The following is a 25,821-nucleotide window of genomic DNA, read 5'->3' as shown; positions in this document are numbered from 1 at the left end:
GGGCGGCGATGCTGCGTACTGGGGAAGGGGGTCATTCGGCGGTAGAACTGCCGGGGGTGACCAGGCCCGTCTCGTAGGCGAGGATGACGGCTTGGGCGCGATCGCGCAGGGCGAGCTTGGCGAAGATCCGGGCGACGTGGGTCTTCACGGTGGCCTCGCTGAGGGTGAGGGTGTCGGCGAGTTCGGTGTTCGACAGGCCCCGGCCCATGAGGACCAGCACTTCGCGTTCGCGGGGTGTTAGCGGAGCGAGGTCCCGGTGCAGCGGGGGTGTACCGTGCCCGGTTGCCGCAGTGGCGGGGCGGTGAGCCGCCTCGGCTTCGGCCTCCTGGGTGGTCGCGTAGCGTTCGACTAGGCGGCGGGTGATCGAGGGGGCGAGCAGCGCGTCGCCCGTGTTCACGAGTCGCACGGCTGCGGCGAGGTGTGCGGCGGTGACGTCCTTGAGCAGGAATCCGCTCGCCCCGGCGGCGAGCGCCGCGTAGACGTAGCGGTCGAGGTCGAACGTGGTGAGCATGAGGACCCGACAGCGAGGGAGTAGCCGCAGGACGCGCTTGGCGGCTTCCAGGCCGTCCAGTTTGGGCATGCGGATGTCCATCAGAAGAACGTCTGGGCGTAGCCGTTCGGCTTCCGAGATGGCCTGTGCGCCGTCTGCGGCCTCGCCGATGACCTCGATGCCGCGCGAGGTGAGGATGAGGCGGAAGCCGGTTCGGATGAGTTCCTCGTCGTCGGCGATGAGGACTCGGGGCGCGACGGTTTTCTTGCTCGGGTCCGGTTCCTGCTCCTGGCTGTCCGGGATCCGGTTCGGGGCATGGGGGGTGCCGCGGTCGGCGGCGGGCTGGGTCACGGGCGCTCCAGAGGGATGCGTGCGCGGACACGGTACCCGCCACCGACGCGGCGACGGGCGTCGAAGTGGCCTCCGTAGACGGCGACGCGCTCGCGCAGACCGATCAGGCCGTGTCCCGCTCCGTCGTTCCGGCGCTGGTGGCCACCGGATCGGGCTCCCGTACTCGCGGGGCCAGCGGACAGCACGCTCGGCCCGCTGTTGAGCACCTCGACCCGTAGACCGTGGTCCGCATAGCGCACCACCACGGTCGCCGTGCCGCGGTCGCCGTACTTGAGTGCGTTTGTCAGCGCCTCCTGGACGATCCGGTAGGCGGTGACGTCGATGCCGGGCGGCAATGGGCGTGGTTCCCCGGAGATGCGCACCTCGACCGGGAGGCCGGCGAAGGCGATCCGGTCGACGAGGGCGCCTAGCTGCCGCAGGCTCGGCTGAGGGGCTAGTGCGGAGGGGTCACCTTCGCCGTCGCGCTCGGTTCGGTCGTCGTCGCCGTTGGGCGACGGTGCCAATAGGCCCAGCAGGTGCCGCAGTTCGGTCATCGCGTCGCGTCCGGCACCCTCTACGGCCTGTAGCGCGGTCTCAGCCGCGTCCGGCAGGATGGCGAGCACCTCGCGGGCGGCGGTCGCCTGGACGACCATCAGGCTGACCTTATGGCTGACGATGTCGTGCAACTCCCGGGCAATGCGGGAACGTTCTGCGGCCACCGCCGTGCGGGCGGCAGCCTCCCGCTCGCGCTCCAGCAACCAGCGCCGGTCCTCCAAGACCTTGCGGTAGCGGCGGCGAGCGCGCGCCAGCAACAGGGTGGCGCCCCCGGTCACCGCCACGCTCACGGTCACCAGGGCGATGAGTAGCCAGCCCGTCTCCGATCTCCACACGTCGTCCATCGTGCCAGTCGGCCGAGGAGCGGGCGTCCCTCTCCGGGGCCACCCCGTACATCGCCAGGATGACCGTCGCCGCGGGATACCTCCGGGGGCTGATGCTTGGCGCTGCCCACGCCGCCTACCGTCCCCGTCATGACCACCGAAGACATCAGCGGCACGACTGCGGAGGCCGGTCCGGCGGCAGTGCGCGAGCAGAACGTCGTCCGGGTGAGCGACTTGCGCAAGGAGTACGGCGACACCGTCGCCCTGAACGGGGTGTCGCTGGAGATCGGCGCCGGGGAGGCAGTGGCGGTGATGGGGCCGTCCGGCTGCGGCAAGTCCACTCTGCTCAACATGATCGCCGGCCTTGACCGGCCCAGCGCCGGCCGGGTGCACGTGCACGGCGAGGACCTGGGCGCGATGAACGAGACCGGGCTGGCGCTCTTCCGGCGCCGCCGGATCGGCATGATCTTCCAGTTCTTCAACCTCATCGACGACCTGTCCACGATCGACAACGTCGCTCTGGCTGCCCAGCTCAGGGGAACGTCCGCCCGGCAGGCCCGGCGCCGGGCACTGGAACTCCTGGACGAACTCGGTATCGCGGACCGCCAGAACGTCTACCCCGCTGCTCTCAGCGGCGGCGAGCGCCAGCGCGCGGCGGTGGCCCGCGCGCTGATGAACCGCCCCGCGCTGCTGCTCGCGGACGAACCCACCGGCGCGCTGGACAGCCACGCGGGCGAGCAGGTCATGGACCTCCTCATCGACCTCAACGAACTCGGTCAGACCCTGCTGCTGGTGACGCACGACCAGACGCTGGCCACCCGCTGCGCCAGCCGCCTGGTAATGATGGCGGACGGCCGGATCACCGGCGAGCGGACCCTGGAGCAGTCGGCATGAGCGCGGTGTGGCGGGCCTCGCGCGCGGCCGTGCGTCGCCGGCGGCTCCAGACCTCCGTGATCGCGGCGGTGGTCCTCGTCTCCAGCACGGCCCTGGTGGTCGCCCTCGGCCTGCTCGACGTCGCGTCCGGTCCCTTCGACCGGCTCTTCGGCCAGGCGCACGGCGCGCACGTCGTCGCCACGTTCGACGCGGCGAAGGTCTCCGGCGCGGAACTGGAGCGGTCTGCGGAGCGTCCGGGCGTACGGGCCTCGGCCGGGCCGTTTGCGCAAGCCGTGATCGACATGCCGGAAAGCGCGGCGTCCCAGATGCCCGGGATGGCGCCCGGCCCCCTGACACTCGTCGGACGGGCGGACCCCGGTGGCGACGTCGACCGACTGGACCTGTTCGCCGGGCACTGGGCCGCCGGCCCGGGCCAGATCGTGCTGGCGTTGCCGGACGCGCCCGGGATGGGCAATGGGCCGCACTCGCCGCTCGGCAAGCGGATCCAACTGCCCGGGCAGCGGCCCCTGACCGTGGTGGGCCTCGCCTCCAGCGTGAGCGGCACCGCGCAGGCATGGGTCTCCCCGCAGCAGATCACGGCACTGCATCCCACGACGTACCAGATGCTCTACCGGTTCGACCGGGCCGCGACAGCCCGCGAGATCAGTGAGAACCTCTCTGCGGTGAGCGCCGGCCTGCCCACCGGATCGCTGGTCGCCCACCAGACGTACCTGACCTTGAAGGCGCAGTTCGCGGCCAATCCCAACGCGTACGTGCCGTTCCTCGTGGCCTTCGGGATCCTCGGCCTGCTGGTGGCCTTCCTGATCGTGGGCAACGTAGTCAGCGGCGCCGTCGTCTCCGGCTTCCGGCACATCGGTGTCCTCAAGTCACTGGGCTTCACGCCCAATCAGGTCGTCGCGGTCTACCTGGTGATGGTCTGCGTCCCTGCCACTGCGGGCGCGCTGGTCGGCACGGCCCTGGGCGGGGTGGTCGCGCCGTCGCTGCTGCACCAGGTCTTCCAGGGCGCAAAGCTCGGCACTGCGACCGTGAAGCCGACGATTGGCTCCTGGTCGTACGCGACCACCGCACTCGGCATGCCCCTGACGGTACTGCTGGCCGCGCTGATCCCGGCCCTGCGCGCACACCGGCTCCCGGCGGCACGCGCCATCAGCGCGGGCAGCGCACCGCACGGTGGACGGCGACCGGCCGTACAGCGGTGGCTGAGCGGCGTCCGGCTGCCGCGCTCGGTGACCCTCGGCCTGGGCCTGCCCTTCGCCCGGCCCGGACGGGCGCTGCTCACCGTCGCCTCGGTCCTGCTCGGCGTGGCCACGGTGACCTTCGCAACCGGCCTGTCGGCCACCATGGTCTCCTACGGCCGCGCGGCACAGGACTACGGCAAGGCACAGTCGACCGTCTGGCGAGGCCAGACCAGGTTCGGTCAGACCGCCCCGCATCACAACGACGCCGCGGCACAGAAACTCCTGCGCGGTCTGCCGCATGTCGCAGACGTGGCCGCAGTGGGCTTCATCAACGTACGGATCCTCGGCCGACGTGAAGGAGTGGCGATCGAGGGCGTGCGCGGGGGACCGTCTACTCTCCCGGACAGCCTGGCGAGGGGCCGCTGGATGAGCAGACCCGACGAAGTGGTGGCCTCCGGCAGATTCCTCGCCAAGCAGGGACTACGGCTCGGCGACTCCTTCACCCTGACCACGGCGGACAGCCGCCAGGAGCGCGTGACCCTGGTCGGGGAGATCCTGGCAGGCCCGGAGGACTGGATGCGCGCGGACTGGTCGACGCTGACCGCTTTGGCACCGCACGCGCAGGCCAACCAGTACTGGGTGCGCCTCACCCGCGGCGCCGACTTCAACGCCTACAAGAAGGTCGTACAAGCCGCCGACCCGGGGCTCTACCCGACAAAAAACACCATGCTGAACGCGGACGCCGTGACCGTCATCAGCTCCGCGTCCGTACTGACCCTGATGCTGACGCTGGTCGCAGCGATGGGCGTGTTCAACACCGTCGTACTCAACGCACGGGAGCGTCGGCGCGACCTCGGGATGCTCAAGTCGATCGGCATGACGCCACGCCAGGTCACGGGGATGATGGTGGTGTCCATGGCCGGACTCGGGCTGGTCGGCGGGATCGTGGGACTGCCGCTCGGAGTCGCGGCGTACCACGTGGTGATCCCGATCACCGAGCACGCGGCCCAACTCACCTTCCCAGACCGGATGCTGGATGTATGGCACCCAGGAGTGATGACCTTGCTGGTGCTGTCCGGGGTGGCGATCGCCGCACTGGGTGCGGTGCTGCCGGCACGTGCGGCGGCCCGGCAGACCATCGCCCGCGTCCTGCACACCGAGTGACGGCCAGCGGTCGTCCCTGGTGCGGCGTCGACGCGTCAGACGAGACCTCCTTCGGCCCCAGCCTCACGGAGGCCAGGAGCGCGTCGGCGTGCGTCTGCCAGAACTAAACGCGTGCATGGGACCGGGTCCCTCATGTTGGGGGATCCGACCCAGTTTTCATTGCGGACAACGGACAATCTCAAACCCTGTCCCTAACTTCTGCTCCATCACCAGCCCGCCCGCAAGTGCCCGCTCCGGCGGCAGCGCAGGGCAGGCCTCGGCGAGCATCGGCTCGATCGGCGGTAGCAGGACCACAGCCCACATGTACGCGCTACCCGACGACCACGCACACGCACAGACCCCCCGCGCACCCGAGCGGATCCGAACGAGGCGGCTCACGCGCTGCATGGCCGGCTGCTCCATCACGGTCGCCCTCTTCGGCCGCAGCAGCTCCTGCACCCTTTCGCTCGGCGTGCCTCCTGGGTGCGCGAGGCCTTCGCCTTCTGCACCGACTCGTGCAGCGCAGGCCGAAGAACCCGGGCCGGCTGCCCGGGCTCGGGCACGTGCACAAGCGGACTCCAGAGCGTCAGGCGTTCGTGAGGATGCTAGCCGCGCACCGCGGCCGGGCCCTGGTCGTACAGGTCAAGAATGTCGCTCTGCCCGTTACTTTCGATCCACGTCGCAGTGGCGGCATCGAAGCATGCGAACGCTGTCGCCACGATGGCGCGGGCTTGCCCTTTGTCGGTCCCCGAGGGGGCCAGTCTGGCTTCGAGCAGTGGCAGAAGTTCCTCCTGACAGCGCACGCGCTTCCCGAGATAGGCGGCGCGCAGCGAGTCGGTGCGGTGCACCAAGCGGAAGCGCTCCAGTGCCTGCTCGGGGGTTGCATGGAGGGAGAGCGCAGCCTTGAAGGCCGCGCGCAACGCCTCCCAGACGCCGGCATCGGCGGGCTGCTCGCGGACGGTTTCCGTCAGGAGGGTCACGAACCGCTCCTGGCTGCCGGCGACGAGGTCTTCTTTGGTGCCGAAGTAACGGAAGAGGGTGCGCTGGGAGACGCCGGCCTCGCGGGCGATCTGCGCGATGGTCGTCTCGTCGTACCCCTGCTGCGTGAACAGGCGCAACGCGGTCTGGAGGATCTCCTGGGCAGCCAGTTGCCGCGTGCGATCCCAGAGCGGGCCGGCGACGCTATGGGGCACAGATGGGGCCGCGGCCGGACTCACGGGGGCCCGCGGCGGGACTACCCCGGGGGGCGGCCGCGGCAGAACCCGGGAGTATCGGCTTCCGGGCCTCGGAAAGTACTGGTCTGGGGCAATGCACCGCCGGGCTGCGCCACCCCACCACCTCAGGCAGACCTCACCCGGAAGTGAGTAACAGCCCTGCCCAGACAGCTCGGAGGCGGCAGCGGCCCGCCGACCGTTAACGCCGTTGCCACTCCCGACGCTGAACAGGGGCCCTGGTGCACAGCCCGCCTGACAGCACGCTGGGACTACTGGGACAGGGGTGGCCTGAGGAGGCCGGCGGCGGGACGGCCAGCCTCCTGGGCCCGGTCGGTGTCGTCGGTGCGCAGGGCCCTCGCTGTCCGCTCACAGGCGCTGGCGACTGCCTGCTCGGTTCCCCGTCCGCCGCCGGGGAGGGGTGGGACGACTACGTCTCCGTGGAGCAGCTGGTGCACCGCGGCGCGGTCCGCGCCTCCTGCGCGACTGGCAAACTGCCGCTCGCCGAACCGTTCCGGGAGACGGGGTTCTTCATCCCATCGACCCTGGCCCCCGACTTGCTGGACCAGGTCGTGCAGCTCGCCACGGACGCCGTACGCGCCCTCGGTATCCGGGACGCGGTGGCCCATACGGAGGTCAAACTCACCCCGAGCGGCCCCAGGATCATCGAGGTAAACGGCCGCGTGGGCGGACACGTGGTGGACATCGTGCCCCGCGCCTGCCGGGGCAGCCTGAGCACCGCCGCCCTGGAGCTGGCCCTCGGACGGCTCCCCGATACCGAGGCGTTCCGCTTCACCGGCGTCACGTTCGAGTGGGTGCTGCTTCCTCCGGTCGACGCCCGCGAGCTGATCTCGCTGTACGGTGCCGACGATGCGCGGGCCCTCGAAGGAGTCACGGCGGTCGATGTGCACGCCCGCCCCGGCGAACCCATCGACTGGCGGCTGGGCAACCAGTCGCTGGGCCTCGTGCACGGGCAGGTCGCCGACCACGCGGCACTGCGCCGGCTCGTCGAGCGGCTGGAGCGGACGGTGGGTGGCACGTACGAGCGCATGGGCTGACGCCCGCCGGCGGGCCGCCGCCGGCAGACACCCCGCACGCATCGCTCGGGGTCGGCCGGACAGCCGGCCCCGTACCTCGACGGCACGTCCCCATGGTGTGCCGTGTTCAGGAAGGGCACGTCATGTTGGACCAACTGCGCCAGCCGCTGCGCTCCAGGCCGTTCCGGTGGGTGTGGGCGGGCGAGAGCGTTTCCATACTCGGCGACCTCGGCTTCGAAGTCGCCTTCATCTGGCTAGTGCTCCAGGAGACCGGTTCCCCCACGGCACTGGCCGGCGTGGTGCTCGCGCAGGCGGTGCCGCGCGGCCTGCTGATGCTGCTCGGCGGCGCGCTCACCGACCGGCTGTCGCCACGGGCCGTGATGCTCGCCTCGCACCTCGCGCGCGGTGTCGCGGTACTCGTTCTCGGCGTGGTGAGCGCGTTCGGCGGGGTGCAGGTGTGGCAGCTGTACGTCATTGCGGTCGTGATGGGCGTCGCCGAGGCGTTCTTCTGGCCCGCGAGCGGGAGCATCCTGCCGTCCCTCGTCGAGGAGGAGGCGCTGCCCCGGGCCAACGCCCTGACCGGCTTCAGCGAACAGGGCGCAAGGCTGCTCGGCCCGGTCCTGGGTGGCGCGGCGGTCGCCGCGACCGGTCCGACCGGCGCGATCTTGTTCAACGCCGCGACCTTTTTTCTCGCCGCGCTCACCCTGCGCGCGGCCCCCGCGGCCGTCCCGGCCGAGGACGCCAATTCGCCCTCGCTCGCGGCGATCCGCGAGGAGATCGTGTCCGGGCTGCGCTACGCCCGGCGCAGCCAGGAGGTCCAGACGGTCCTCCTGCTGATCTCCGCCGCCGCGTTGAGTTACAGCGGCCTCTTCTCGGTCGGCCTCCCGACGTTGGCCCGCACGTTCCCCGACGGCGCGCTCGCTCTCGGCGTGCTCGTCTCCGCCTGGGGGCTCGGCCAGCTCCTTGGAACCGTAGCCGCGGCGATCACCGGTCTGCCCCGCCGCTGGGGCCTGCTGATCGTCGGCATGACCCTGTGCGAGGGAACGTCGTTCGCCGTCCTCGGGTGCCTTCCCCACGCCTGGGCCGTGGCCGTGCTCCTGGCGCTCCTCGGCATCGGCGTCGCCTACTCCAGCGACGTCGCGCTGCCCACCTTCATCCAGACCCGGACCCCTGCGGACTTCCTGGGGCGTGTCAACAGCATCATGAACCTCCCCCGCGTCGTCTTCGAACCGGTGTCGTTCCTGGTCATGGGCCTCCTGGTCTCGGGCGGCGTCAAATGGGGCTTCCTGATGGCCGCCCTCCCCATGCTCACCGTCGGCATCCTCCTGGCCTGCAGAAGCTCGACTCGAGACCTCACCACCCACCGCACCTCTACCCCGACCGGCATCAAGCCTCCGGTCCACACGCTCGACACCTGATCCCCCGCACACCAAAAGGCCCAGGTTTCGGCCCTGGGCCTTCCCCATGAAGCGGGTGACGAAAAGCGACCTCGCCCACCCGCCCACCACAGGAGCTCGCAGAGCGCCAGGGCCAGCAGTCCGGCGGCTTCCAGGCGGTCGGGAGTGTCAGTGGCCGGACGGCGAGGGGGCGGTGGTGGTCATGGTCGATGAGCCTTCCGTGTGGGATTGCGCAGATTGGCGTCGCAGCGGGACGCACGGAGGCACGTGAGGCGGGCGGGCAGCACCGGGGGAGGCACATGGGCGTGAGGCCGCGCGCCTCCCATCCGGCCGGGTCGTGCCGCGGTTCAGGTCCGGTTCTCCGCGGTCACCTTCAGGACGTCCAGCCATGCCAGGAGTGATTCCTCAAGAGCCTGGTGCAGGGCGTGCGGGGACGCCTCGACGGGGCCACCCGCCCAGGACTCACGGGTGCTCACCTGTACGCCCTCGCCGGTCTCCTCGAACTCCCAGACGTGGATGCCGGTGATGCCGTGGGCGGGGCCGCCCCAGACGATGCGGCGCATCGGCATCAGCTCGGCGACGGTGGAGCGGATGTCAAGGCCCGCTGTGGTCCAGTCGAAGGAGACGCCAGGGGCGAGGGGCCCGTGCAGGACTGCGGTGTCGATGTCCTCGTTCCATGCCGGCCAGGAGCCGATCTCGGTGTGCAGGCGCCAGATCGTCTCCAGCGGGGCATGCACGGTCTGACGCAGTTCGACGACGACGGGCGCGGTGCGGTCGATGTCCATCATGTTCGTTCTCCAGAAAAAAATGGTGACCGGTTGGGGCGGGGTGAGTGGTGCAGGAAGTGCGGTTGCGGCTTTGGCCGGCGATTCAGGAACTGCCGGGCAGGGCCGGCTCTGCCGTGGCCGCACGGTTGCGGCCATGTAGCAGGTGGGCGCCGGCCCCGGCGGCGGCGAGCAGCGCGATGAGGGCAGCTGCGACCAGGGCGCGGCGGTAGCCGTACGCCAGGGTGGCGAGTGCAGGGGCTGCCCGCCCTGCAGCCGGAGCTGCGAGGGTGGTAAGGACCGCAAGGCCGAGGGCGCCGCCTACCTGCCGGGAGGTGTTGATCAGTCCGCCGGCGATGCCGGCGTGCCGGGGTTCGGTCTCGGCGATGCCCAGGGCGGTCAGGGGGACGAAGGCCAGGCCGAGTCCGGCGCCGATCAGTACGGACGGGCCGAGGAGGTCGGGCAGGAAAGCGCCGTCGATGGGGAGCCGGGCCAGCCAGAACAGGCCGGCGGCGAGCACGATCAGGCCGGGCAGGAGAGTGCCGCGCAGGCGTCCCGCGGCCCAGGAAGCGACCATAAGGGCCGCGGCCAGAGGTAGTTGGGTGAGGCCCGCTTCCAGGGGCGAGTACCCCAGGATCTTCTGCTGGTAAAGCGGGAGGAAAAAGAATGTGGCAACCCATATCGCTCCGAGCAGCAGCATCAGGAGGTTGCCGGTGACCAGGGACCGGTTGCGCAGCAATGCGGGCGGCAGCAGGGGGTCTTTCGCCCGTCGCTCGATCAGCATCAGTGCCGAGAGCAGCAGCATTCCGGCTGCCGGGAGGACGAAGTCGGGCAGGGGGGTGGCGTTCTTGGCGCCGAGTCCGTAGACGAGGAGGGTGAGGCCGGCGGTGACGGTGAGCGCGCCGGGCACGTCGAGGCGGGCGGTGCGCTTGCGCTCGCTCCGAGCCAGGAGGAGAGGGGTTGCTACTAGCGCGGGGAGGGCGAGCAGGGCGCTGATGGCGAAGACGGCCCACCAGCCCAGGGTGCTGGTGAGGACTCCGCTGAGCAGTACCCCTGCGGCTCCACCGGCTGCTGAGGCCGCTCCCCAGATGCCCAGAGCTTTGCCGCGGCCGGGGCCTGGGGCCCAGTGAGCCAGGAGGATGGCGAGGCTGGCCGGTGACAGCAGAGCCGCGCCGGTGCCCTGGACGGCTCGGGCCGCGACGAGTATCCCGGCATCTGAAGAGATGCCCGCGGCCAGGGAGCCGACGGCGAAGACGAGGAGTCCTGCCAGAAATGCGGTGCGGTGGCCGAGGAGGTCGGTGAGGCGGCCGCCGAGGGGCAGCAGGGCTCCGAAGGCGATGAGGTAGGCGTTGACGATCCAGGCCAGGCCGGTCGGGGTGAGCTTGAGGTCTTGGCCGATGGCGGGCAGGGCGACGTTCACGATGGAGGTGTTGAGCACGACGAGGAACTGCGCACCCGCCAGGAGGACGAGGAGGAGGCCCGGGCGGAAGGAGCGTGGTGGGGAGGAGGCGGGGATGGACATGATGCCTTTCGGGAACTTGTCCGGGACGGGGCAGCGTGGCGGCGGAGCGGGCCCCGGAATGCCGGCGGGGCTGTTGCTGCAGCACGCGCACCGAGGACGGCGGATTGCTTGAGGTCGGTCCGGGTCCGGTAGGTGCGCGAGCGGCCGCCCGTCAGAGGCGTGGGGTGTGCGGCCACTGTCGAGCGGCTTCGCCACCGGAAGGGGCCCGCACCGGGGATCACGGCCGTGGCCGGGCCTGCCGTGTTTAGGGGCGCTGGTCGCTGTCGGGCTCGGAGTGGCGCTTCTCGGCCTGCCGCTTGAGGTTGTTCAGCCAGTTCTCCAGGGAGGCGTCCAGGGCTCCCTGGAGATAGACGGTGTTCGCCGTGACGGGGTCACCGGTCCACGATTCCTCGGTGCGGACGTGGATGCCGTCCCGGGCCTGGGTGAAGGTCCACACGTGAACCGCCGTGATGCCCTGGGCCGGCCCGCCCCAGACGATGCGGCGCTTGGGCAGTACCTGCTTCACCGTCGAGGTGATGTTCTCCAGACCTTCGGTGGACCAGACCCACGTGGAGCCCGGACGTAGCCGGCCCGGGGTCTGCTTGACGGAGGAGCTGATGCCCGGCTGCCAGGTCGGCCAGTTCTCGACGTCGGTCTGGACGCGCCACACCCGGTCCAAGGAGGCGTGGATGACGATGTCGTCCCGAGTGATGACCGGGGCCTTCTCGTCGATCCCTACCGGTGCGGGCCCTCCGCTCCCGAAGGCCAGGGGCAGTGCGGCGAGGAGTGCGGTGACGCTGGTGAACATGAGGGTTCCTCCAGGGGAATCGAGAGATGACACCAATACGAACAGGAGAGTGTGGTTGTTCACTCAGTTCCGGATCGGCCTGAACTTTGCGAAATGGTGTGCGGATAGCCTGCAGGAAGGACCGTATCGAGTAGCCGAGGCGATCCACCTTCCGGCATGTGAGTAGTCAACCACTCTCTTTCGTTCGCCGCAACTGCCTCTTCGCCGATCCAGGTGCGGCCAGGTCTGGAGGCGCTCCCGTCGCAGCTCTCGGACGAAGGACCGCGAGACGCGCCCGTGGACCGAGCGGGCAATGAAGCTGCCACAACCGCGCCCTGGACGGCGCGCCCGATCCTCCCTTCCACACGAAGGGACGGCGACGCCGCGGTGGAGCCGGACCCGGAACTGCGCCAGTGCCCCCCCCGGCGGAGCCGCGGCGACCGGAGGACCCCCATGACGCCGCCGATCAGCGCACGGGTTTGAGACGGATCCGCCGACATGCGTCGATCGGAGCCGGCCATTATGGAGGCCTCTGAACGGGCGCCCCGCCATCGACAGGCCTGCGAGACATGCGGTCTTCTCCTTTCGATGACACCCTGGCCGGGGCGGCCGCCGACCGGCCCGCACCTGCCACCGGCGGTCCGGCCGAGCGCGCCTCAGGACGCGGCGTCCGAGCACCGCTGTCGCGGTTCCGGAAGGACGCGCCCCCTGTACGGATGCCGACTTCTCCCCCTTCAGCCGCCGGGAGAAGACCGTTCCCCACCCGGCCCGGGGCGCGCCCGCTCTCCACCGCATGGCCATGAGGCGCGCCGGAGGAGCGGGGTACCTCAAATGCGCGGAGCACTACCGCCGGCCCGGGGACAGCACAGGACGCCTACGCGATCGCGCGGTCCGCGCCGGCTGCTCGACTCCAGCACCCCATGCCCGGCGGCCAGAGGGCCATGCTTGACACACTTTTGTGTGAGTGGTTGAGTACTCACATGAAGACGGAGCGACGCCAACTGTCCACAGCCGACGAACGCCGGGAGACGGTCCTGCGGACCGCCATCGGGGCCTTCGCGGCCCGGGGGTACTTCGGGACCACCACCACGGAGGTCGCCAAGGCGGCGGGCATCTCGCAGGCGTACGTCTACCGCCTCTTCCCGAACAAGGAGGCCTTGTTCACCGCAGTCGTCGAGCACTGCTTCGTGAGGGTGCGCGCCGCCCTGGAAAGCGGTGCGGCAAAAGCCGAGAGCAGTTCCCCCGAGGCCGTGCTCGCTTCCATGGGTGACGCCTACGCCCGCCTGATCAAAGACAACGACCTGATGCTGGTACAGCTGCACGCCCAGGCGGCGGCGGTGTCCGAGCCGGCCGTCCGGGAAGCGGTGCGGGCAGGGTACGCCCGCACCGTCGAGTACGTGCGCAGCGCCTCGGGCGGCAGCGAGGAGCAGGTGCAGGAGTTCTTCGCCGTCGGCATGCTCTGCCACCTGCTGGTGTCCATCGACGCCGAGGCGATCTCCGCCCCCTGGACCCGTACCCTGACGGCGGGGATCACGCACTACTGACATCGCCTCCTCGAGGGCGGCCGCATGTCCGCGGGTCCTGCGGGCGCCCTTTTTTCGTCCCAATAGTGAGTGTCTGACCACACACACTTCCTACTGAGATTGAGGTCCGTCATGACCAGCAAGCCCTACCTGACCGGTCACTACTCCCCCGTCGCCGACGAGATCACCGCGACCGAACTGCCCGTGGAGGGAACCCTGCCGCCGGAGCTGACCGGCCGCCTGATCCGCAACAGCCACAATCCCAAGCCCGGCATCACCCCGTCCCACTGGTTCAAGGGCAGCGGCATGGTGCACGGCATCCGGCTGAACCAGGGCCGCGCCGAGTGGTACCGCAACCGGTGGGTCCACACCCCCGCCCTGGAGGGCGCCCCGTACATGACCGACCGGGGACCGGACCTGAGGGTCAGCACGGCCGGCACGCACGTGATCGAGCACGGCGGACGACTGCTGGCCCTCTCGGAGGCGGCCCTGCCCTTCGAGCTGACGGCCGATCTGGAGACGGTGGGTGCCTACGACTTCGGCGGCAAGCTCACCTCCGCCATGACCGCCCACCCCAAGGAGGACCCGGCCACCGGCGAACTGCATTTCTTCGCCTCGTCCCCCTTCCCGCCGTACCTGATTCACCACGTCGCCTCCCGCGACGGCCAGGTGCTGGACAGCCAGGAGGTGCCCGGTGCGAGCGCCGCGCTGAAGCACGACTTCGCCATCACTGAGCACCACGTGGTCTTCCTGGAGGGCTCGGTCACCTTCAACCCCGCCGAGCACTCCGGAATCCCCTACGGCTGGAGCGACGCACAGGTCCCACGGATCGGCGTCATGCCGCGCGGGGCGGGTGGCGCGGCGAAGATCCGCTGGTTCGAGATCGGCCAGGGGTACGGCATGCACTTCGCCAACGCCTACGAGGACGCCACCGGGCGCATCGTCGTCGAAGGCCCCACGGTGGGACGCGAAGGCTGGCAGCGCTCCTGGAACTGGTGGGTCGGGGCCCCCGACCGCGGCGCCGAGCCGAACTCCGGCTCCCGCAACCGCCGCTGGACCATCGACCTGGCCGCGGGAACCGTCAGGGAGCAGGAGACCGACGACCTGACGGTGGAGTTCCCGACGATCAACGACAACTTCACCGGCAGCGAGCACCGCTACCAGTACGCCCTGTCCTTCCCCAACGACCTCGGCATCGGCAACCACACCCTGGTCAAGTACGACCGCGCTTCCGGCACCCGGCAGCTGCGGCCCTTCGGCACCGGGCAGCTGCCCAGCGAGGCGGTGTTCGTCCAGGCCGAGGGCGCCACCGGCGAGGACGAGGGATACCTCCTCACCATCGTGAGCGACCTGAACGCCGACGCCTCCAAAATGCTCGTCCTCGACGCCTCCGACCTCACCGTGCCTCCGGTCGCCACCATCCACCTCCCCCGCCGGGTGCCCGCGATGATCCACGGCTCCTGGATCCCCGACTCCGCCCTCTGAGAAGACGTCCGCCCCTCGCCCCGGCAGTGTTGTACTTGCCGACCAGCGGCTCCAGCAGCGGGCGTACACCGGCGCAGAGTCGTGACGTGATCTGTCCGTCGGGTTGGGCGGCAAAGTCAGGCAACCCTGACACGACCGCGCTGCCGGGCAACGTGCCCAGCGGGAACGATCCGTTGTCGTGCGATGAGTTCGCCTATGCCTCCACCTGCAACAGCGGCGGCATGCCGGCCCCCGACGGACTCAACCCAGTCTCTTCGGGTAACCAGTGAGCCTCTTCCAACCTGTTCGCCGCGAGCGTGGTGCTCGGCTGGTCATGCACCTTCGGTGTCAAGTCGCTCCGCGGACTGGAGCAGGTACTCGGGCAGTTTCGAACTGGCCGCCAATACCTCGACGCCGATGAGGCGGCCCTGCTCGTCGAAGTCGAGGTTGATCATGCCGTCGACGTCCACTGGATCGCAGGGATACATGCGCGCGGACTTCACGCGGGCCTGCGGTTCGGTGAGGTATACGTACGCTGCGTTGACGGTCTTGTCGTAGGTGATTCTGACGTCTGTCACGGTGAGCGGTCTCCCTTGCTGTCGTTGATGGTGGCGCTGTCCTTGTCCATGCCTCCGGCCACAGCGATCTCAGGCTGCCGTGGCGAGGTGCAAGGCCAGGACGGCCTTGACGATGTCGGTGATGCGGGTGGTGCTGCAACGGAGTTTGCGCAGGAGCCGCCAACTCTTCAGGGTGGCGCTGGCCTGCTCTCCGACGGCTCGGATCCTGGCGTGGGAGGAGTTCACCGCCCGCTTCCCGGCTGGGAGCGTGCTCCAGCGGCCCCGGTAAGGCACCCGGATCGTCCCCCGGGGCTCCCTGATATCCCTTGTCGGCCCACGTCCGGATGCCGGCTTGGGTGAGCGCTTCGATGATGCCGTGGGTGCGTGCGGCCTTGATGTCGTGGACGGCACCTGGCAGGGCAGGTGAAGCCCGGAGCAGGCGTCCGAACGCGTCGGCGATGACCTGGACGTTCATACCGTGGCGCTTGTGCTTGCCGGAGTAGTAGGCGCGGTCGGCGGCAATGCGATCGATGTGCAGCAGGGTGCCGTCCAGGATCACGAATGCCTTGTTGGCGGCGACGGTCATGGCCTGCTGGAGGGCGGGGGCAAGGGCGGCCAGGACCTCAACCGCCACGACGATGTACCGGTAGACGCTGGCCAGCCCGATCCCGAAGCCGGCCGCGAGCTGGGCGTACGTGTGCCCGCAGCGCAGATGGGCCAGCGCGAGCAGAGCCTGTCGGTCCGCGGTCAGGCGGCGCCAGCGCGTGCCGCGCTCACGACGCCAGGGCTCTCAGCAGGTCGGACAGGTGGCGCAGGGTCGGGTTGGACAGATCGATCCCCGCTGGGCAGACAAGCACGTGAAGCTCCGGGCGGACAGGTTGATCTTGGTCGACAACCCATCCACCGGCGTCGCGAGCGGGACGCCGCGACCCGGCGCGTCGCGCAGCCTTCCCTCATCGACCAGCCATGGAGGACCCGGTGGCGACCTCGAACACAACCAATGCAGGACCGCAGCGGGGCAGGCGCACCAACCAGCCGTCCACCTTTTTCCGATGAAGGCCGCAGCCGCACCGGCCGTGGCAACGCTGGTGGGCTCGCGAGGAGATCGCGCGGGACAAGTTCCGGCGCTCGGCCGCCAAGCCCTCCTTGACGTGCTTGCGCAGGTCCGGGCAGGAGGAGAAACCCTTGGGCGGGCGGGCAAGCGACCACGAGCGCAGAGCGTTGGCCAGGTCCTCGGGCAGGTCCAGCCGAAAGTCGTCCATCTGGACGTTGCGGGTGAACGCATCGGCCTCGTCCCAGGCCCCGGCATGCTCCCGTTCGTACAGCGGAGACGGTTCGCCCTGGGCGCGTACGAGCAAGCGCCGCGGTTCTTCGAAGGTCATACGGGGTTTGCTCAGATCACGTATCCCTTGTCACCCACACTGACGGCCAGGCGCTGGGTCTTGCCGTTGAAGACGACCCCGTAGATCGGCCTTCCGGTTCCCTGGGTGCCGACCCTTGCGCCCTCGGTCAGGGCCTTCTTCACCAGAGCCGGGATGTCCTCCACTCTGACGCCCGCGGTGGCGAATTCTCCGGCGTGCCCGAAGACGACATGGACCAGGCCCGCGTTGACGTTTCAGCTGCGGGGCTGCGCCTTCCGCGCTCGGGCCGACCCGGCCCGGCACCCGCACGGGCACGGCCGCATGGGGATCTACCGGCCCCACCACCGCGAAGACCACGGGCCGGCATACGGTGTGTCCTCAGCGGTTGGTCATGGCTCGCCAACAGCCGGGCGCGACGCTGCGCTCCCCCGGAGCGCGGCAGGTCGGCTCCGACGGGGCCCGCCACGCCCCGCAGGTCCAGCGGGCCGGGGTGACGGGAGCGTCCGGGCAGCGGCCAAACTCATCGCTCAACGCGGCCTGTTCATCAGTGTCGATGCTCAGGCGCCAGCCCAGTTTGTCGGCGACCCAGTCGGTGACGTTCTGGCAGCGGTACCCGGCGGCCAGCGGCAGCCAGGTGCTGGGGTCCTGGTCGGCCCTGGACCGGTTCGACGTCGCGGACACCGCGATCAGCGCGCGGTCGTCGCCGAGGTCGTTGACGTACGCCTCGCGCTCGGTCGCCGACCAGTGGAGGCGCCGGAGTCCCAGGGTTCGGCGAGCGGGACCAGGTGGTCGATGTCCAGGCCGCTGGGCCCGTTGATGTAGCGGTCGTCGTAGGGCGAGTGCCACTGGCCTCCGCTCAGCTTGCAGCGCGGGCCCTGCTCGGGCGCGACGATGGCTTCGGCCTTGAGGACCTCGGTGCGGGTGTTGCAGCCGTCCCGGTCGGCGTCCACCCAGCGTGGATGAGCACGGCTTCCAGCGCGGCCGCGAGGTGGGCACGGGCGTACTCCATCGTCGGCTCGTCGCTCCTCGTGATCGACTCACCACGCAAGGCCTTCGGCAACAACGACTCCGACCGGCAACGCGCGGCCGAGATCTACAGCCGCTTCAGGACTATGGCCGACGCGTACGGCGAACGCCGGCAGCTGATCATCGCCGACAACAACCCCCCACCCATCACCAGCGAATTCTTCGGCAAGGTGAAGTTCGTCTACGACAACGCCAAGGTGCCCGGCGTCGACCACCCTGGGGCCCCGACGACGCCGGCCGCCTCGAAAACGAAGCGGACGGCTGACCCCATCGTCAACTCCACTACCTGTCCGACCTGGCAGCGCAGTGCGTGGCGGCTACGAACTCGCAGGCCGTCTTGCAGACAGTTGGTCAGGCCTGATCCGCTGCCTGGGCAGAGTCTCCTTGTGTCCCTTGGGTGGGGGCGCAGTGCCTCGTGCACGGAAGGGGCCACTGATAGGACCGCGATGGCCTGGGTGATGTTCGGCATGCGGCTGATGAGAGGGGTGGGTGCGGCCAGGGTGAGCGCGGTGCCAGTGGCCTGACCTCGCTGCCGCGCTCCCAGCAGCATGGCCAGCACCGAGGAGTCGAAGCAGTCGATGTGAGATAGGTCCAGCACAAGGTAGCGGCAGTCACCCTCCTCCAGCAGCGCCAGTATGCGAGGGCGCAGCTCAGTGACCGTTTCGAAGGCCACGACGTCCGGCAGCCGAGCCACGGCCACGCCGCTGTGGCCTGAACCGTCACCACGATGAGCCGGGGGTAGTCGGGGGCTGGGGGCGTTGATCTTGACGCGGCGCTTCCGCCTTCGTCGAGTGCATGAGGTGCTTCGCACGTACTGCATGGATGCATCGCCATGAACATCGGAACCCCGGCCGGCAACCCGAACGATCCTGCTGGCACCGGCCCTGTCGCGCACCGTCCCCGTCGCCTGTCGACCGAGACGAAGTCGGCTCTGAAGGCGACCGCTTTCTTCATCTACCTCGCCTCCGTGGTCACGGTACTGATCGCTTCCATGGTCGTGGGCACCGAAGAGGGACACACCGACTACTTCCGCGCCGACAAGGCATGGCTGTACATCGTGATCCTGACCGTCGGCTACATGATCAGCCGTGGGCTGGCCAAGTCCGGCAGCCGCGACCCCTGCGACGAGTCCCGCCAACCCGGCGGGGAAAGGCAGCATCCGGTGTGCTGTACGCCGCGGCCCGACGTGTAGCGCATGAGCGCGCGTCGCGACCAGTACGTTGGTCGCGGCGCGCGCTTGGCCATGCCGCCGTGCCCCGCGGGAGGAAGGGCCGGGCCGTGAAGTGCTAGCCAGATGTTGGCGCCGCCCTGGCGAGCGAGGGGTTTCAGGCGGTGGTGCGGTTGCCTTGGCGTGCGGCGAGCGCGGCGTCGGCGCTGGAGTAGGCGGGCAGGAAGGTGTCCATCCCGGTGACGCTGAGCAGGCGGCTCAGCCGGTCGGGGATGGCCGCCAGGGCCAGGGAGCCGTCGGCTTCCTTGGCGCAGCGCCAGATGCCGACGAGGGCGCCCAGTCCTGAGGAGTCGCAGAAGGTGACGCCTGAGAGGTCGGCGACCAGGTCAGGGTGGCCGTTCGCGATGAGTTCCAGGGCGCGGGCCCGTACGGCGGGTGCGGCGGCGATGTCGAACTCGCCGGACAGGGCGATCACGGCCAGGGCAGCGTCGGTGTGCGGGACGTCGATGTGGAATGCGTCGGTCATGGGCGTGGGTTCTCCTGCCCGACGGAGACGTCGGCGGTCGGGGCGGCGGCGCTGTGGGCGGTGGTGGTGATGCCGGCAGGAGCAGCATCGGGGGTGGGGACGGACAGGGCCAGCAGGGCCACGTCGTCGCGTTCGGTGTCGGGGAGGGTGTCCAGGAGCGCGACGGTGTCGTCGATCAGGGCGCCGGCACTGACCGGCGCCGGGCGCCGGGCCAGGAAGTCGGTCAGGCCCGTGTCGGCGAGCATGTGGCCGTCGGCGGTGCGGGCCTCGGTCAGCCCGTCGGTGTAGAGCAGCAGTCCCTCGCCGGGTGCCAGGTGGAGGGTGCGTGAGGCGAAGGCGGCTTCGGCCAACGCGCCGACCAGCATGCCCCCCGTGGCGCGGACCGCCTCCACCCGCACGCCGCCGCCCTCGAGGGGGCTCAGGTGGTAGGCGGGCGGGTGACCGCCGGTGGCCAGCGTGACCGTGAATCCGCCGTCCCGGGCCGGATCGAGCATGCCGAAGACGGCGGTGCAAAAGCGGGTACCGACCGCCGCGTCCAGCAGCAGCGCGGTGTTCAGGGCCTTGAGCGCAGCCGTGGGGTCCGCGTCGACGAGGGCTGCGGCCCGCAGCGTGTAGCGGGTCAGTGAGGTGATCGAGGCGGCTTCGGCGCCCTTTCCGCACACATCGCCCAGGAAGAACGCCCACCGGCCCCCGCCCACGGGGAAGACGTCGTAGAAGTCACCGCCCACTTCCTGCGGGGAGGCGGTCTTGTAATGGCAGGCCAGCTCCAGGCCCGGTACCGCGGGCAGTGCCGGGGGCACCAGGGTGCGCTGCAGGGTGGAGGCGAACGCGGCGATGGCCGCCTTGTCCCGCTCCGCACGCTGGCGGGCCTCTTCCTCCGCCTGGCGCTTCTCCTGCTCGACCTTACGGCGCTCCTGCTCGGCGCGTACCGCGTTCAGTGCCGACAGCCGCAGCTCAAGCTGGTCACGCACTACCGCGGCCAGGTCTGCGAGGGTGGATGCGTCGGCCTCGCTGATCTCGCGGGGGCGGGTGTCGAGGATGTTGACCGTGCCCAACCGGTACCCGTCGGCGGTGATGATCGGAGCGGCGGCGTAGAACCGTACTCCCATCGGGCCGGCGACCAGCGGGTTGGAGCAGGCGACCGGGTCCAGCAGAGTGTCGGGGATGACGGTGGTGTCATCGGTGAGCACCGCCGAGGCACACAGGCCCGGATCGCGGCCGATCTCGCTGACGCCTTCCAGGCCGTGCGCGGCCTTGAACCAGATCCGGTCCTCGTCCACGATCGTCACCGTCGCCACCGGCACCTCGAACAACCGTGCCGCCAGCGCCGCGACTCTGTCGTAGGCGCCGTCCGGCGGAGTGTCGAGGATGTCGTAACGGCGCACCGCCGCCATCCGTGCCGCCTCGACCGGCGCGGCCACAAGCCCGCTCGGTGCTATCACAGGCGGGCTCGCTTGCTCCGGCATGTTCCTCGTCTCGTCATCCCCCCAGGAAGGCACCGACCAGACAGCCAGCACCCCGGAACCCTACCGAACGCCCCCACGTCACCGCTCAGGAGGCGCCGCCGAGCGGCCGGTCCACAAGCATGCGGAAGAAGCCCGTGACCCACGGACGTACGCGCTCGCGGTCAGCCAACGTGACAATGCCCACGCACTCCCCCACGATGTCGTCCACTTCCGGCCGGTCCCGCAACACCTAGTGGCCGTGATCGGGCAGACACAGGGGCTCAGCAAACGCGAGGTCGTGGAGCACGCGCTACGCACCGCGTATCCGCGGGAGTACCGCGCCCTGGTGGAGCGCGAGCAAGCGGGCGAGCGAGAGTGACGCCTCAGTCTGTCTGCATACAGACATCCGGCCGCGCGTACCGCTTCGCCATCCATCCGGTGGTGCCCTCGCGCAGCCCCGAGGTCTTGTGCATGCCGAAATCGCTGCCGGAGTCGTAGGCCAGGCGCACCTTGTACCACCCGCTGCGGGCTTGGGTGGCATCCACCATGTCGCCGCGGTGGAGCTGACCCAGCGCGGGGTACCGGCTGCCCGGTCCGGTCCGCAGCCGTACGCCGTCCGTCGTCACCTGATAGCCGCATTTGCCGAAGGGGGCCCGGGCCTCAGCTGTGTGAGGTCGTTCGACCGGGCCGGCCGTGGCGGGCTGACGCTTCATGCCTCAGCAACACCCAGGGAGGGGCCGGGTGTCACGGTCCCGGTGGGGAGATCACCCGCGCGAGTACCTATAGGTCGAACTCCAGCTGCTCGACGTCGGTGAACTCCACCTCCAGGCCGTGGGCGCGGCGGCCGCTGTCGCGGAAGTAGACCTCGCCCAGGGCTTCGGCGGCGATCTCGCGGAGCTGTTGTTCGCCGGCGCCGGCTTCTTGTGACTCGCCGCCCAGTTCGCAGGTACTGTCGCGGCCCGGGTCGTGGCAGAAGAACCGCACCCTTTGCGGGGAATGCTTGGCATGCACGGCCCACCCGCAGGGCAGGCCAGGGGAACGCGGGGCCGCACCTTGTAGACCTGGGCCCAGCCCATCGCGCACCCGAGATCAGGCTGGGTGGCATCCAGTCGGCCGGCATCAGGGTGCAGCGCGGTGAACCGCACGGCTCGTGACCCCCGGGAATCTGGACCTCAGCGCCGTGAAGCTGACGCAACAGCAGATACCACGCGCATCTGACACACCAGGCCGACCTGCAGATATCCGATCTCCCGGAGCCGCCGAGCGCCTGGACCATGCCGGCGAGGTACGCACCACACCGGCAGGGGCCGCCGTGCCCTGGGAGGCGAGGGGTTCGCCCTACGGGCACCCGGGCCGGCTCGGGGATCAGCTCGGTGCGGACATATTGCCCGCGCGCCGAAGTGCGCGCACCGCGTGGGGGAGCTGCCCTGGAGGGCATCCGGGGCGCCTCAGAAGCTGTGTCTGAGGACTGCATGACAAAATGATCTAAGCTCGGACCAATCCTGATTCTTTAAATCCGTGCGGTCAGGGGCTTGTCGCTTCGGACGGGGCTGCCCGAAGCGACGGGGGCAGACGGACGCCGATGCCGTCAATCTCGGTTTCCTGAGTGCTCGTCGTCACCTCGCGGCCCAGCCGTCGTTGGCGCATCCGCGGTTTAAGCGGCGCCCTTCTTGTCGTTGATCTGGAAGGTGATGACGTCGACTTCGTCGGTTCCCGTCAGATCTGGGTAGTGGCCCTTGAGGGCTTCCCGGAGTTCGGCTGCGGTCGTCAGCCCCTCAGCTTGGGCGTCCTGGTTGGTGAGGTCGCTGACCAGGCAGTGCCTGATGCCGGTCACCTCTGCCGACAGGACGACTTCAGGGTCGCTCTCAAACACCAGCCGTGCCGGGCCGAGCTGCGCCGGGTCGCGGAATCGGGTGGTCTTGGTCTTGGCGCCGGAGCGGACGACTTCGAGGTAGCGAGGATTGAACCGAATGATCGGGGGGCCGGCCGTCTCGGGGTCTTGGTAGAGCGATGGTTCGAGACCGTTCATTCCCGCCTCCGGGGTCCATCGCTGAGCCAGCGGCACCAGGTCGGCGGCGAGCACGGACATGAGCCCCGCGGGGGTGGGCACGATGACGCGCATGGTGGGGTAGTAGTCCAAGAAGACCTGCCGATCGCGCCCGCACGGGCCGATGACCCCGCGCCCGTGGTTTCCCACGGCGACGATGCAGCGCATCTGGCGGGCGCCCTGGGCCCGCGCGGCTCCCAGAGCCACGAGTTCGGCGCAGGGGCCGCCGGTGAAGTGGTAGAGGTTCACGCCGGCGAACATCCGGTAGTCGGCGGCCATGACTGCGGCGCCCACCGTGTGGATTCCATCTTCATCGGGCCCGGCATCGGTATGCGCGTCTATGGTGCGGCGTGCCAGCTCCACGAGCTCACGCTCATCATCATCGAGAGCTCGTGCAGATGACGGGACGTACACCTTTTTGACCTTCCCTTCCTTCAGTAGCCGCCCAAGAGCATTCCACGCCACGCGGGCGGGCTCCACAGGGTTTCGGCTTGCCTTGGCTGGACCCTTATGGTGGTCCCGTGGGTAGGGATGCCGTGCCCAAACTGAGGCTGATCGTGATCGCGGACGACGATCCAGGTCCGCTGCGCACCGCGTACTTCTGGTCCCGTGGGGTGGGGTCCACGCCCGGGGGTGTCGTGAGCCGGTTGGTGACGTCGACCAGGTAGTCCAGGCCGTTCTCGACCGGAGGGAAGCGCAGCTCGGGTCGCTGCGGGGTGGCGCTCACGCGTCATCCTTCGGCCAGCTGCCGGTGAACTCGGTGATCTCGGTGCCGGACCCGTCGGTGCGCACGGTCTCCTCGAAGTCGATGCCCGCCGCGGTGAGCAGGTTCCGGACCTGGGCGGCGGGACTGGTGTTCTCCCGGCCGGCGCTGCCGAACACGGGCGTGCCTCCGGGAAGGGCGGTGTCCGCCTGGCCGGCGCCGCCGTGGAGACCATCAAAGCCGGCCGCCAAGGCCCCCGCCCGCGGCGGACTACCCGCCCTGGCGGGCCGCCGGCCTGCACCAGCGGGCGCGCGCCGCACTCGGCCCGGCGCCGCCAGGGGGCGACGCCGTACGCGGCGTGTGCGAGGCCGGAAGCGGCGGCTGAGACACACAAGGCCAAGCGCCCGGCCGGAGGTCCGTCACATTCCTCCGTCCGGGCGTCTGAAGACTACGGGCCCGTCAGGGCCTCGGTAGCGACAGGCCGGAGCGGTGCGGGAACCGGCGGCCGGCACCGCTTCGCCGCACCGACGAGTTCGGGGAAGGCCGGCAGCGCGCGGCTCGGGGAGGGTTGTGTGTCCCCCAGTGCGAGGGGCGCTGCTGTTCGCGGCCGGGGTCAGCGGGCGGGGTGACGGTGGCGGACACGTTGGGGCAGCGGCTGAGGACGTCCGTGAGCGCTGTCTGTTCGGTGGAATCGACGCTCAGGCCCCAGCGCAGCTTGTCGGCGACCCAGTGGGTGGCGTACGTGCAGTGGTAGCCAGCGGCCGGGGGCAGCCACGTGGCCGGGTCCTGGTCGCCCTTCGCGGGGTCCGAGGCGGCCGACACCGCGCGCACGGTCGTCACCGAGGTCGTTGGCGTAGGCCTCCCGCTCCGCCGCCGTCCAGACGGAGGCACCCGAGTCCCAGGCCTCGGCGAGCGGGACCAGGTGGTCGATGTCCACACCACCGGGCCCCTCGAGGTACCGGTTGTCGTAGGGCGAGCACCACTCGCCCCCGCTCAGCCGGCACCCCGCGTCCTGCGCGGGCGCGGTGACGGCTTCGCCCTTGAGCACTTCGGCGCGGGTGTCGCAGCCGTCCCCGTCGGCGTCGATCCAGTGCCTGAAGGCGGTGCGCTCGTAGCCGGTGCGGTCCTCGGCCCGGACCGGAGGGCGCGCGAGGAGGTCCTGGACGGGTGCGGTGACGGTGTCACCGGGAGCTGCGGCCGCAGCTGCACGAGCGCCGGCCGGAAGAAGGAGGCAGGCGAACACGACAGTTGCGGCAGCGGTACGGGCGAAGGACATGCGATCTTCGTAGCGGCTCCCGCAGGAAACCCGCCTGGCAACCGGTGCTGCTCCACCCGATCGGACGGCACGGGCGACGACCGGTGCATGTTCCCGGCCGCCTAAGCGTTGTCCCGTAACTCGGCGCAGGGGCTGGCGAGTCACCGCCGCCGGATCTGGTCAACCCGCGAAGTCCTGCGTGATGTAAACAGTGCCATCCGCACCTTTCGCAATACCCACACCGATCAAACTGTAAGAAGCAGTGGCCGGAGGACAATTCTCCTGATTATTTGGACAGAAGGGTTTATGGCTGAAGGGGTTGCTGCTGTCGTTGGGGTCACAGCCGATGATGTTGTACTTGTGACCGAAGGCAGGAGTTGCATTCTCGTCGTGATTAATCCAATCATCCATCGCCTTGTCGGGCGAGTCACCCAAACCCCAGTGGACGTTCTCGCCCTGGGCCCGATCAGCCGCAGAGCCCAAAGCCATATGGATGCGCCCCTTTCCGCCGGGCGTGTCCCAGGCCAGTGAGCCGTCACTCCCAATATGGCCGCGGTTCGGTTGAGTCGCGGCGGTCAGATTCGGATGGCTGGCCAGATCTCGGCTGTGTTCTCGCGCTATTGCTACGAGCCGCCGATCGACCTGCAACACTGGGCATCCATGCTGTTGGCGCACATTGTTGACCAGATCAATAATCCGCTGCTCGTCCGAACTTGGTGTGTTACTTTCGACAATCAGATTTCGATTGACTTCGCCGGCCCCAACAATGCTCCAGGGTGATCCAATGAAGATGGGACTGCTCTGTTCGTCGACCACCGTGGGCCGACGGGTGATCTGGTTTCCGTTCATGAGCCAGATCTGAGTCTCCGCGGTTTCAGCGTTATGCCAGAGGATATCGACACTGCCGTTCTGATCGAAATCGCCGGTCCCAACAATGCTCCACGGTGATCCAATGAAGATGGGACTGCCCTGTTCGTCGACCACCGTAGGCCGACGGGTGATCTGGTTCCCGTTCATGAGCCAGATCTGAGTCTCCGCGGTTTCAGCGTTATGCCAGAGGATATCGACACTGCCGTTCTGATCGAAATCACCGGTCCCAACAATGCTCCACGGTGATCCAATGAAGATGGGACTGC

Annotated in this window: 24 protein-coding genes and 4 pseudogenes; 7 read left to right on the top strand and 21 right to left on the bottom strand. The window is 69.5% G+C overall.

Annotation, left to right across the window (positions count from 1 at the left end; all coding sequences use genetic code 11):
* Positions 1–31: 31 nt before the first annotated feature.
* Both ACGFT1_RS33590 and ACGFT1_RS33585 read right to left on the bottom strand, forming a co-directional pair.
* Positions 32–793, bottom strand: a complete 762-nt coding sequence (locus tag ACGFT1_RS33590) for a response regulator (protein WP_373912844.1) — start codon at positions 791–793, stop codon at positions 32–34.
* A gap of 44 nt (positions 794–837) precedes the next feature.
* Positions 838–1,719, bottom strand: a complete 882-nt coding sequence (locus ACGFT1_RS33585; protein WP_373912762.1) for a sensor histidine kinase — start codon at positions 1,717–1,719, stop codon at positions 838–840.
* Between the two features lie 129 nt (positions 1,720–1,848).
* On the opposite strand from ACGFT1_RS33585, the gene ACGFT1_RS33580 reads away from it, so the two are divergent.
* Both ACGFT1_RS33580 and ACGFT1_RS33575 read left to right on the top strand, forming a co-directional pair.
* Complete coding sequence (locus ACGFT1_RS33580) at positions 1,849–2,592, top strand: ABC transporter ATP-binding protein (RefSeq protein WP_373912761.1); 744 nt, start codon at positions 1,849–1,851, stop codon at positions 2,590–2,592.
* The gene (locus tag ACGFT1_RS33575) at positions 2,589–4,934 is read left to right on the top strand and encodes an FtsX-like permease family protein (RefSeq protein ID WP_373912760.1); all 2,346 of its coding nucleotides are present in this window, start codon (positions 2,589–2,591) and stop codon (positions 4,932–4,934) included. Before ACGFT1_RS33580 ends, ACGFT1_RS33575 begins: the two co-directional genes overlap by 4 nt.
* Before the next feature lie 584 nt (positions 4,935–5,518).
* On the opposite strand, the gene ACGFT1_RS33570 is transcribed toward ACGFT1_RS33575, so the two are convergent.
* Positions 5,519–6,106, bottom strand: a complete 588-nt coding sequence (locus ACGFT1_RS33570; RefSeq protein ID WP_373912759.1) for a TetR/AcrR family transcriptional regulator — start codon at positions 6,104–6,106, stop codon at positions 5,519–5,521.
* 260 nt (positions 6,107–6,366) lie between these two features.
* Here ACGFT1_RS33570 and ACGFT1_RS33565 point away from each other — a divergent pair, with 260 nt between their 5' ends.
* Together ACGFT1_RS33565 and ACGFT1_RS33560 are read left to right on the top strand one after the other, a co-directional pair.
* A complete protein-coding gene (locus ACGFT1_RS33565; RefSeq protein ID WP_373912758.1) occupies positions 6,367–7,182 on the top strand; it encodes a hypothetical protein in 816 nt (271 codons plus the stop codon).
* 122 nt (positions 7,183–7,304) lie between these two features.
* Positions 7,305–8,579, top strand: a complete 1,275-nt coding sequence (locus ACGFT1_RS33560; protein WP_373912757.1) for an MFS transporter — start codon at positions 7,305–7,307, stop codon at positions 8,577–8,579.
* A 326-nt stretch (positions 8,580–8,905) separates the two neighbouring features.
* On the opposite strand, the gene ACGFT1_RS33555 is transcribed toward ACGFT1_RS33560, so the two are convergent.
* From ACGFT1_RS33555 to ACGFT1_RS33545, 3 genes are all read right to left on the bottom strand, one after another.
* Entirely contained in the window at positions 8,906–9,346 is a 441-nt protein-coding gene (locus tag ACGFT1_RS33555; RefSeq protein WP_373912756.1) for an SRPBCC family protein, read from the bottom strand.
* An 82-nt stretch (positions 9,347–9,428) separates the two neighbouring features.
* A complete protein-coding gene (locus ACGFT1_RS33550) occupies positions 9,429–10,844 on the bottom strand; it encodes an MFS transporter (protein WP_373912755.1) in 1,416 nt (471 codons plus the stop codon).
* 244 nt (positions 10,845–11,088) lie between these two features.
* Positions 11,089–11,631 carry an SRPBCC family protein gene (locus ACGFT1_RS33545; protein ID WP_373912754.1) on the bottom strand — a complete coding sequence of 181 codons (543 nt, stop codon included), beginning with the start codon at positions 11,629–11,631 and terminating at the stop codon, positions 11,089–11,091.
* Positions 11,632–12,590: 959 nt separating this feature from the next.
* On the opposite strand from ACGFT1_RS33545, the gene ACGFT1_RS33540 reads away from it, so the two are divergent.
* Together ACGFT1_RS33540 and ACGFT1_RS33535 are read left to right on the top strand one after the other, a co-directional pair.
* A complete protein-coding gene (locus ACGFT1_RS33540) occupies positions 12,591–13,154 on the top strand; it encodes a TetR/AcrR family transcriptional regulator (RefSeq protein ID WP_373912753.1) in 564 nt (187 codons plus the stop codon).
* 111 nt (positions 13,155–13,265) lie between these two features.
* Positions 13,266–14,618: a carotenoid oxygenase family protein gene (locus tag ACGFT1_RS33535; RefSeq protein ID WP_373912752.1), complete on the top strand. Its 1,353-nt coding sequence runs from the start codon at positions 13,266–13,268 to the stop codon at positions 14,616–14,618.
* Positions 14,619–14,929: 311 nt separating this feature from the next.
* On the opposite strand, the gene ACGFT1_RS33530 is transcribed toward ACGFT1_RS33535, so the two are convergent.
* From ACGFT1_RS33530 to ACGFT1_RS33505, 6 genes and pseudogenes are all read right to left on the bottom strand, one after another.
* Positions 14,930–15,175, bottom strand: a complete 246-nt coding sequence (locus ACGFT1_RS33530; protein WP_361994084.1) for a DUF2283 domain-containing protein — start codon at positions 15,173–15,175, stop codon at positions 14,930–14,932.
* Positions 15,176–15,244: 69 nt separating this feature from the next.
* A pseudogene (locus tag ACGFT1_RS33525) lies at positions 15,245–16,011 on the bottom strand (transposase family protein).
* Between the two features lie 96 nt (positions 16,012–16,107).
* Positions 16,108–16,536 carry a hypothetical protein gene (locus ACGFT1_RS33520; RefSeq protein ID WP_373912751.1) on the bottom strand — a complete coding sequence of 143 codons (429 nt, stop codon included), beginning with the start codon at positions 16,534–16,536 and terminating at the stop codon, positions 16,108–16,110.
* Between the two features lie 11 nt (positions 16,537–16,547).
* Entirely contained in the window at positions 16,548–16,700 is a 153-nt protein-coding gene (locus ACGFT1_RS33515; protein ID WP_373912750.1) for a hypothetical protein, read from the bottom strand.
* Positions 16,701–17,007: 307 nt separating this feature from the next.
* Positions 17,008–17,468 (bottom strand): annotated as a pseudogene (locus tag ACGFT1_RS33510) (HNH endonuclease family protein); the annotation flags it as partial.
* Positions 17,469–17,722: 254 nt separating this feature from the next.
* Complete coding sequence (locus tag ACGFT1_RS33505) at positions 17,723–18,361, bottom strand: STAS domain-containing protein (protein ID WP_373912749.1); 639 nt, start codon at positions 18,359–18,361, stop codon at positions 17,723–17,725.
* Positions 18,362–18,373: 12 nt separating this feature from the next.
* Between ACGFT1_RS33505 and ACGFT1_RS33500 the strand changes: the two genes are divergently transcribed.
* Positions 18,374–18,733 carry a hypothetical protein gene (locus ACGFT1_RS33500; protein WP_373912748.1) on the top strand — a complete coding sequence of 120 codons (360 nt, stop codon included), beginning with the start codon at positions 18,374–18,376 and terminating at the stop codon, positions 18,731–18,733.
* Between the two features lie 133 nt (positions 18,734–18,866).
* Here the strand turns inward: ACGFT1_RS33500 and ACGFT1_RS33495 are convergent, their stop codons facing one another.
* The 9 genes and pseudogenes from ACGFT1_RS33495 to ACGFT1_RS33455 form a co-directional block, all read right to left on the bottom strand.
* Entirely contained in the window at positions 18,867–19,235 is a 369-nt protein-coding gene (locus ACGFT1_RS33495; protein ID WP_373912747.1) for an STAS domain-containing protein, read from the bottom strand.
* Complete coding sequence (locus ACGFT1_RS33490; RefSeq protein WP_373912843.1) at positions 19,232–20,629, bottom strand: PP2C family protein-serine/threonine phosphatase; 1,398 nt, start codon at positions 20,627–20,629, stop codon at positions 19,232–19,234. The genes ACGFT1_RS33495 and ACGFT1_RS33490 overlap by 4 nt, the downstream gene beginning before the upstream one ends.
* Positions 20,630–21,063: 434 nt before the next feature.
* A complete protein-coding gene (locus ACGFT1_RS33485) occupies positions 21,064–21,393 on the bottom strand; it encodes an SH3 domain-containing protein (protein ID WP_373912746.1) in 330 nt (109 codons plus the stop codon).
* A gap of 67 nt (positions 21,394–21,460) precedes the next feature.
* A pseudogene (locus tag ACGFT1_RS33480) lies at positions 21,461–21,610 on the bottom strand (XRE family transcriptional regulator); the annotation flags it as partial.
* Positions 21,611–22,334: 724 nt separating this feature from the next.
* Positions 22,335–23,090 carry an ASCH domain-containing protein gene (locus ACGFT1_RS33475; protein ID WP_373912745.1) on the bottom strand — a complete coding sequence of 252 codons (756 nt, stop codon included), beginning with the start codon at positions 23,088–23,090 and terminating at the stop codon, positions 22,335–22,337.
* Positions 23,091–23,235: 145 nt separating this feature from the next.
* The gene (locus tag ACGFT1_RS33470) at positions 23,236–23,454 is read right to left on the bottom strand and encodes a hypothetical protein (protein WP_373912744.1); all 219 of its coding nucleotides are present in this window, start codon (positions 23,452–23,454) and stop codon (positions 23,236–23,238) included.
* Entirely contained in the window at positions 23,451–23,609 is a 159-nt protein-coding gene (locus ACGFT1_RS33465) for a hypothetical protein (RefSeq protein ID WP_373912743.1), read from the bottom strand. The genes ACGFT1_RS33470 and ACGFT1_RS33465 overlap by 4 nt, the downstream gene beginning before the upstream one ends.
* A 445-nt stretch (positions 23,610–24,054) precedes the next feature.
* Positions 24,055–24,706, bottom strand: a pseudogene (locus tag ACGFT1_RS33460) (HNH endonuclease family protein); the annotation flags it as partial.
* Between the two features lie 159 nt (positions 24,707–24,865).
* Positions 24,866–25,821: CAP domain-containing protein (locus tag ACGFT1_RS33455; RefSeq protein WP_373912742.1), on the bottom strand; the 956-nt coding region annotated here is incomplete at its 5' end.

It is taken from the genome of Streptomyces sp. Y20 (genome assembly GCF_043195475.1).
In the GTDB taxonomy this organism is placed as follows: domain Bacteria; phylum Actinomycetota; class Actinomycetes; order Streptomycetales; family Streptomycetaceae; genus Streptomyces.
This window is presented reverse-complemented; position numbering and strand designations above follow the sequence as displayed.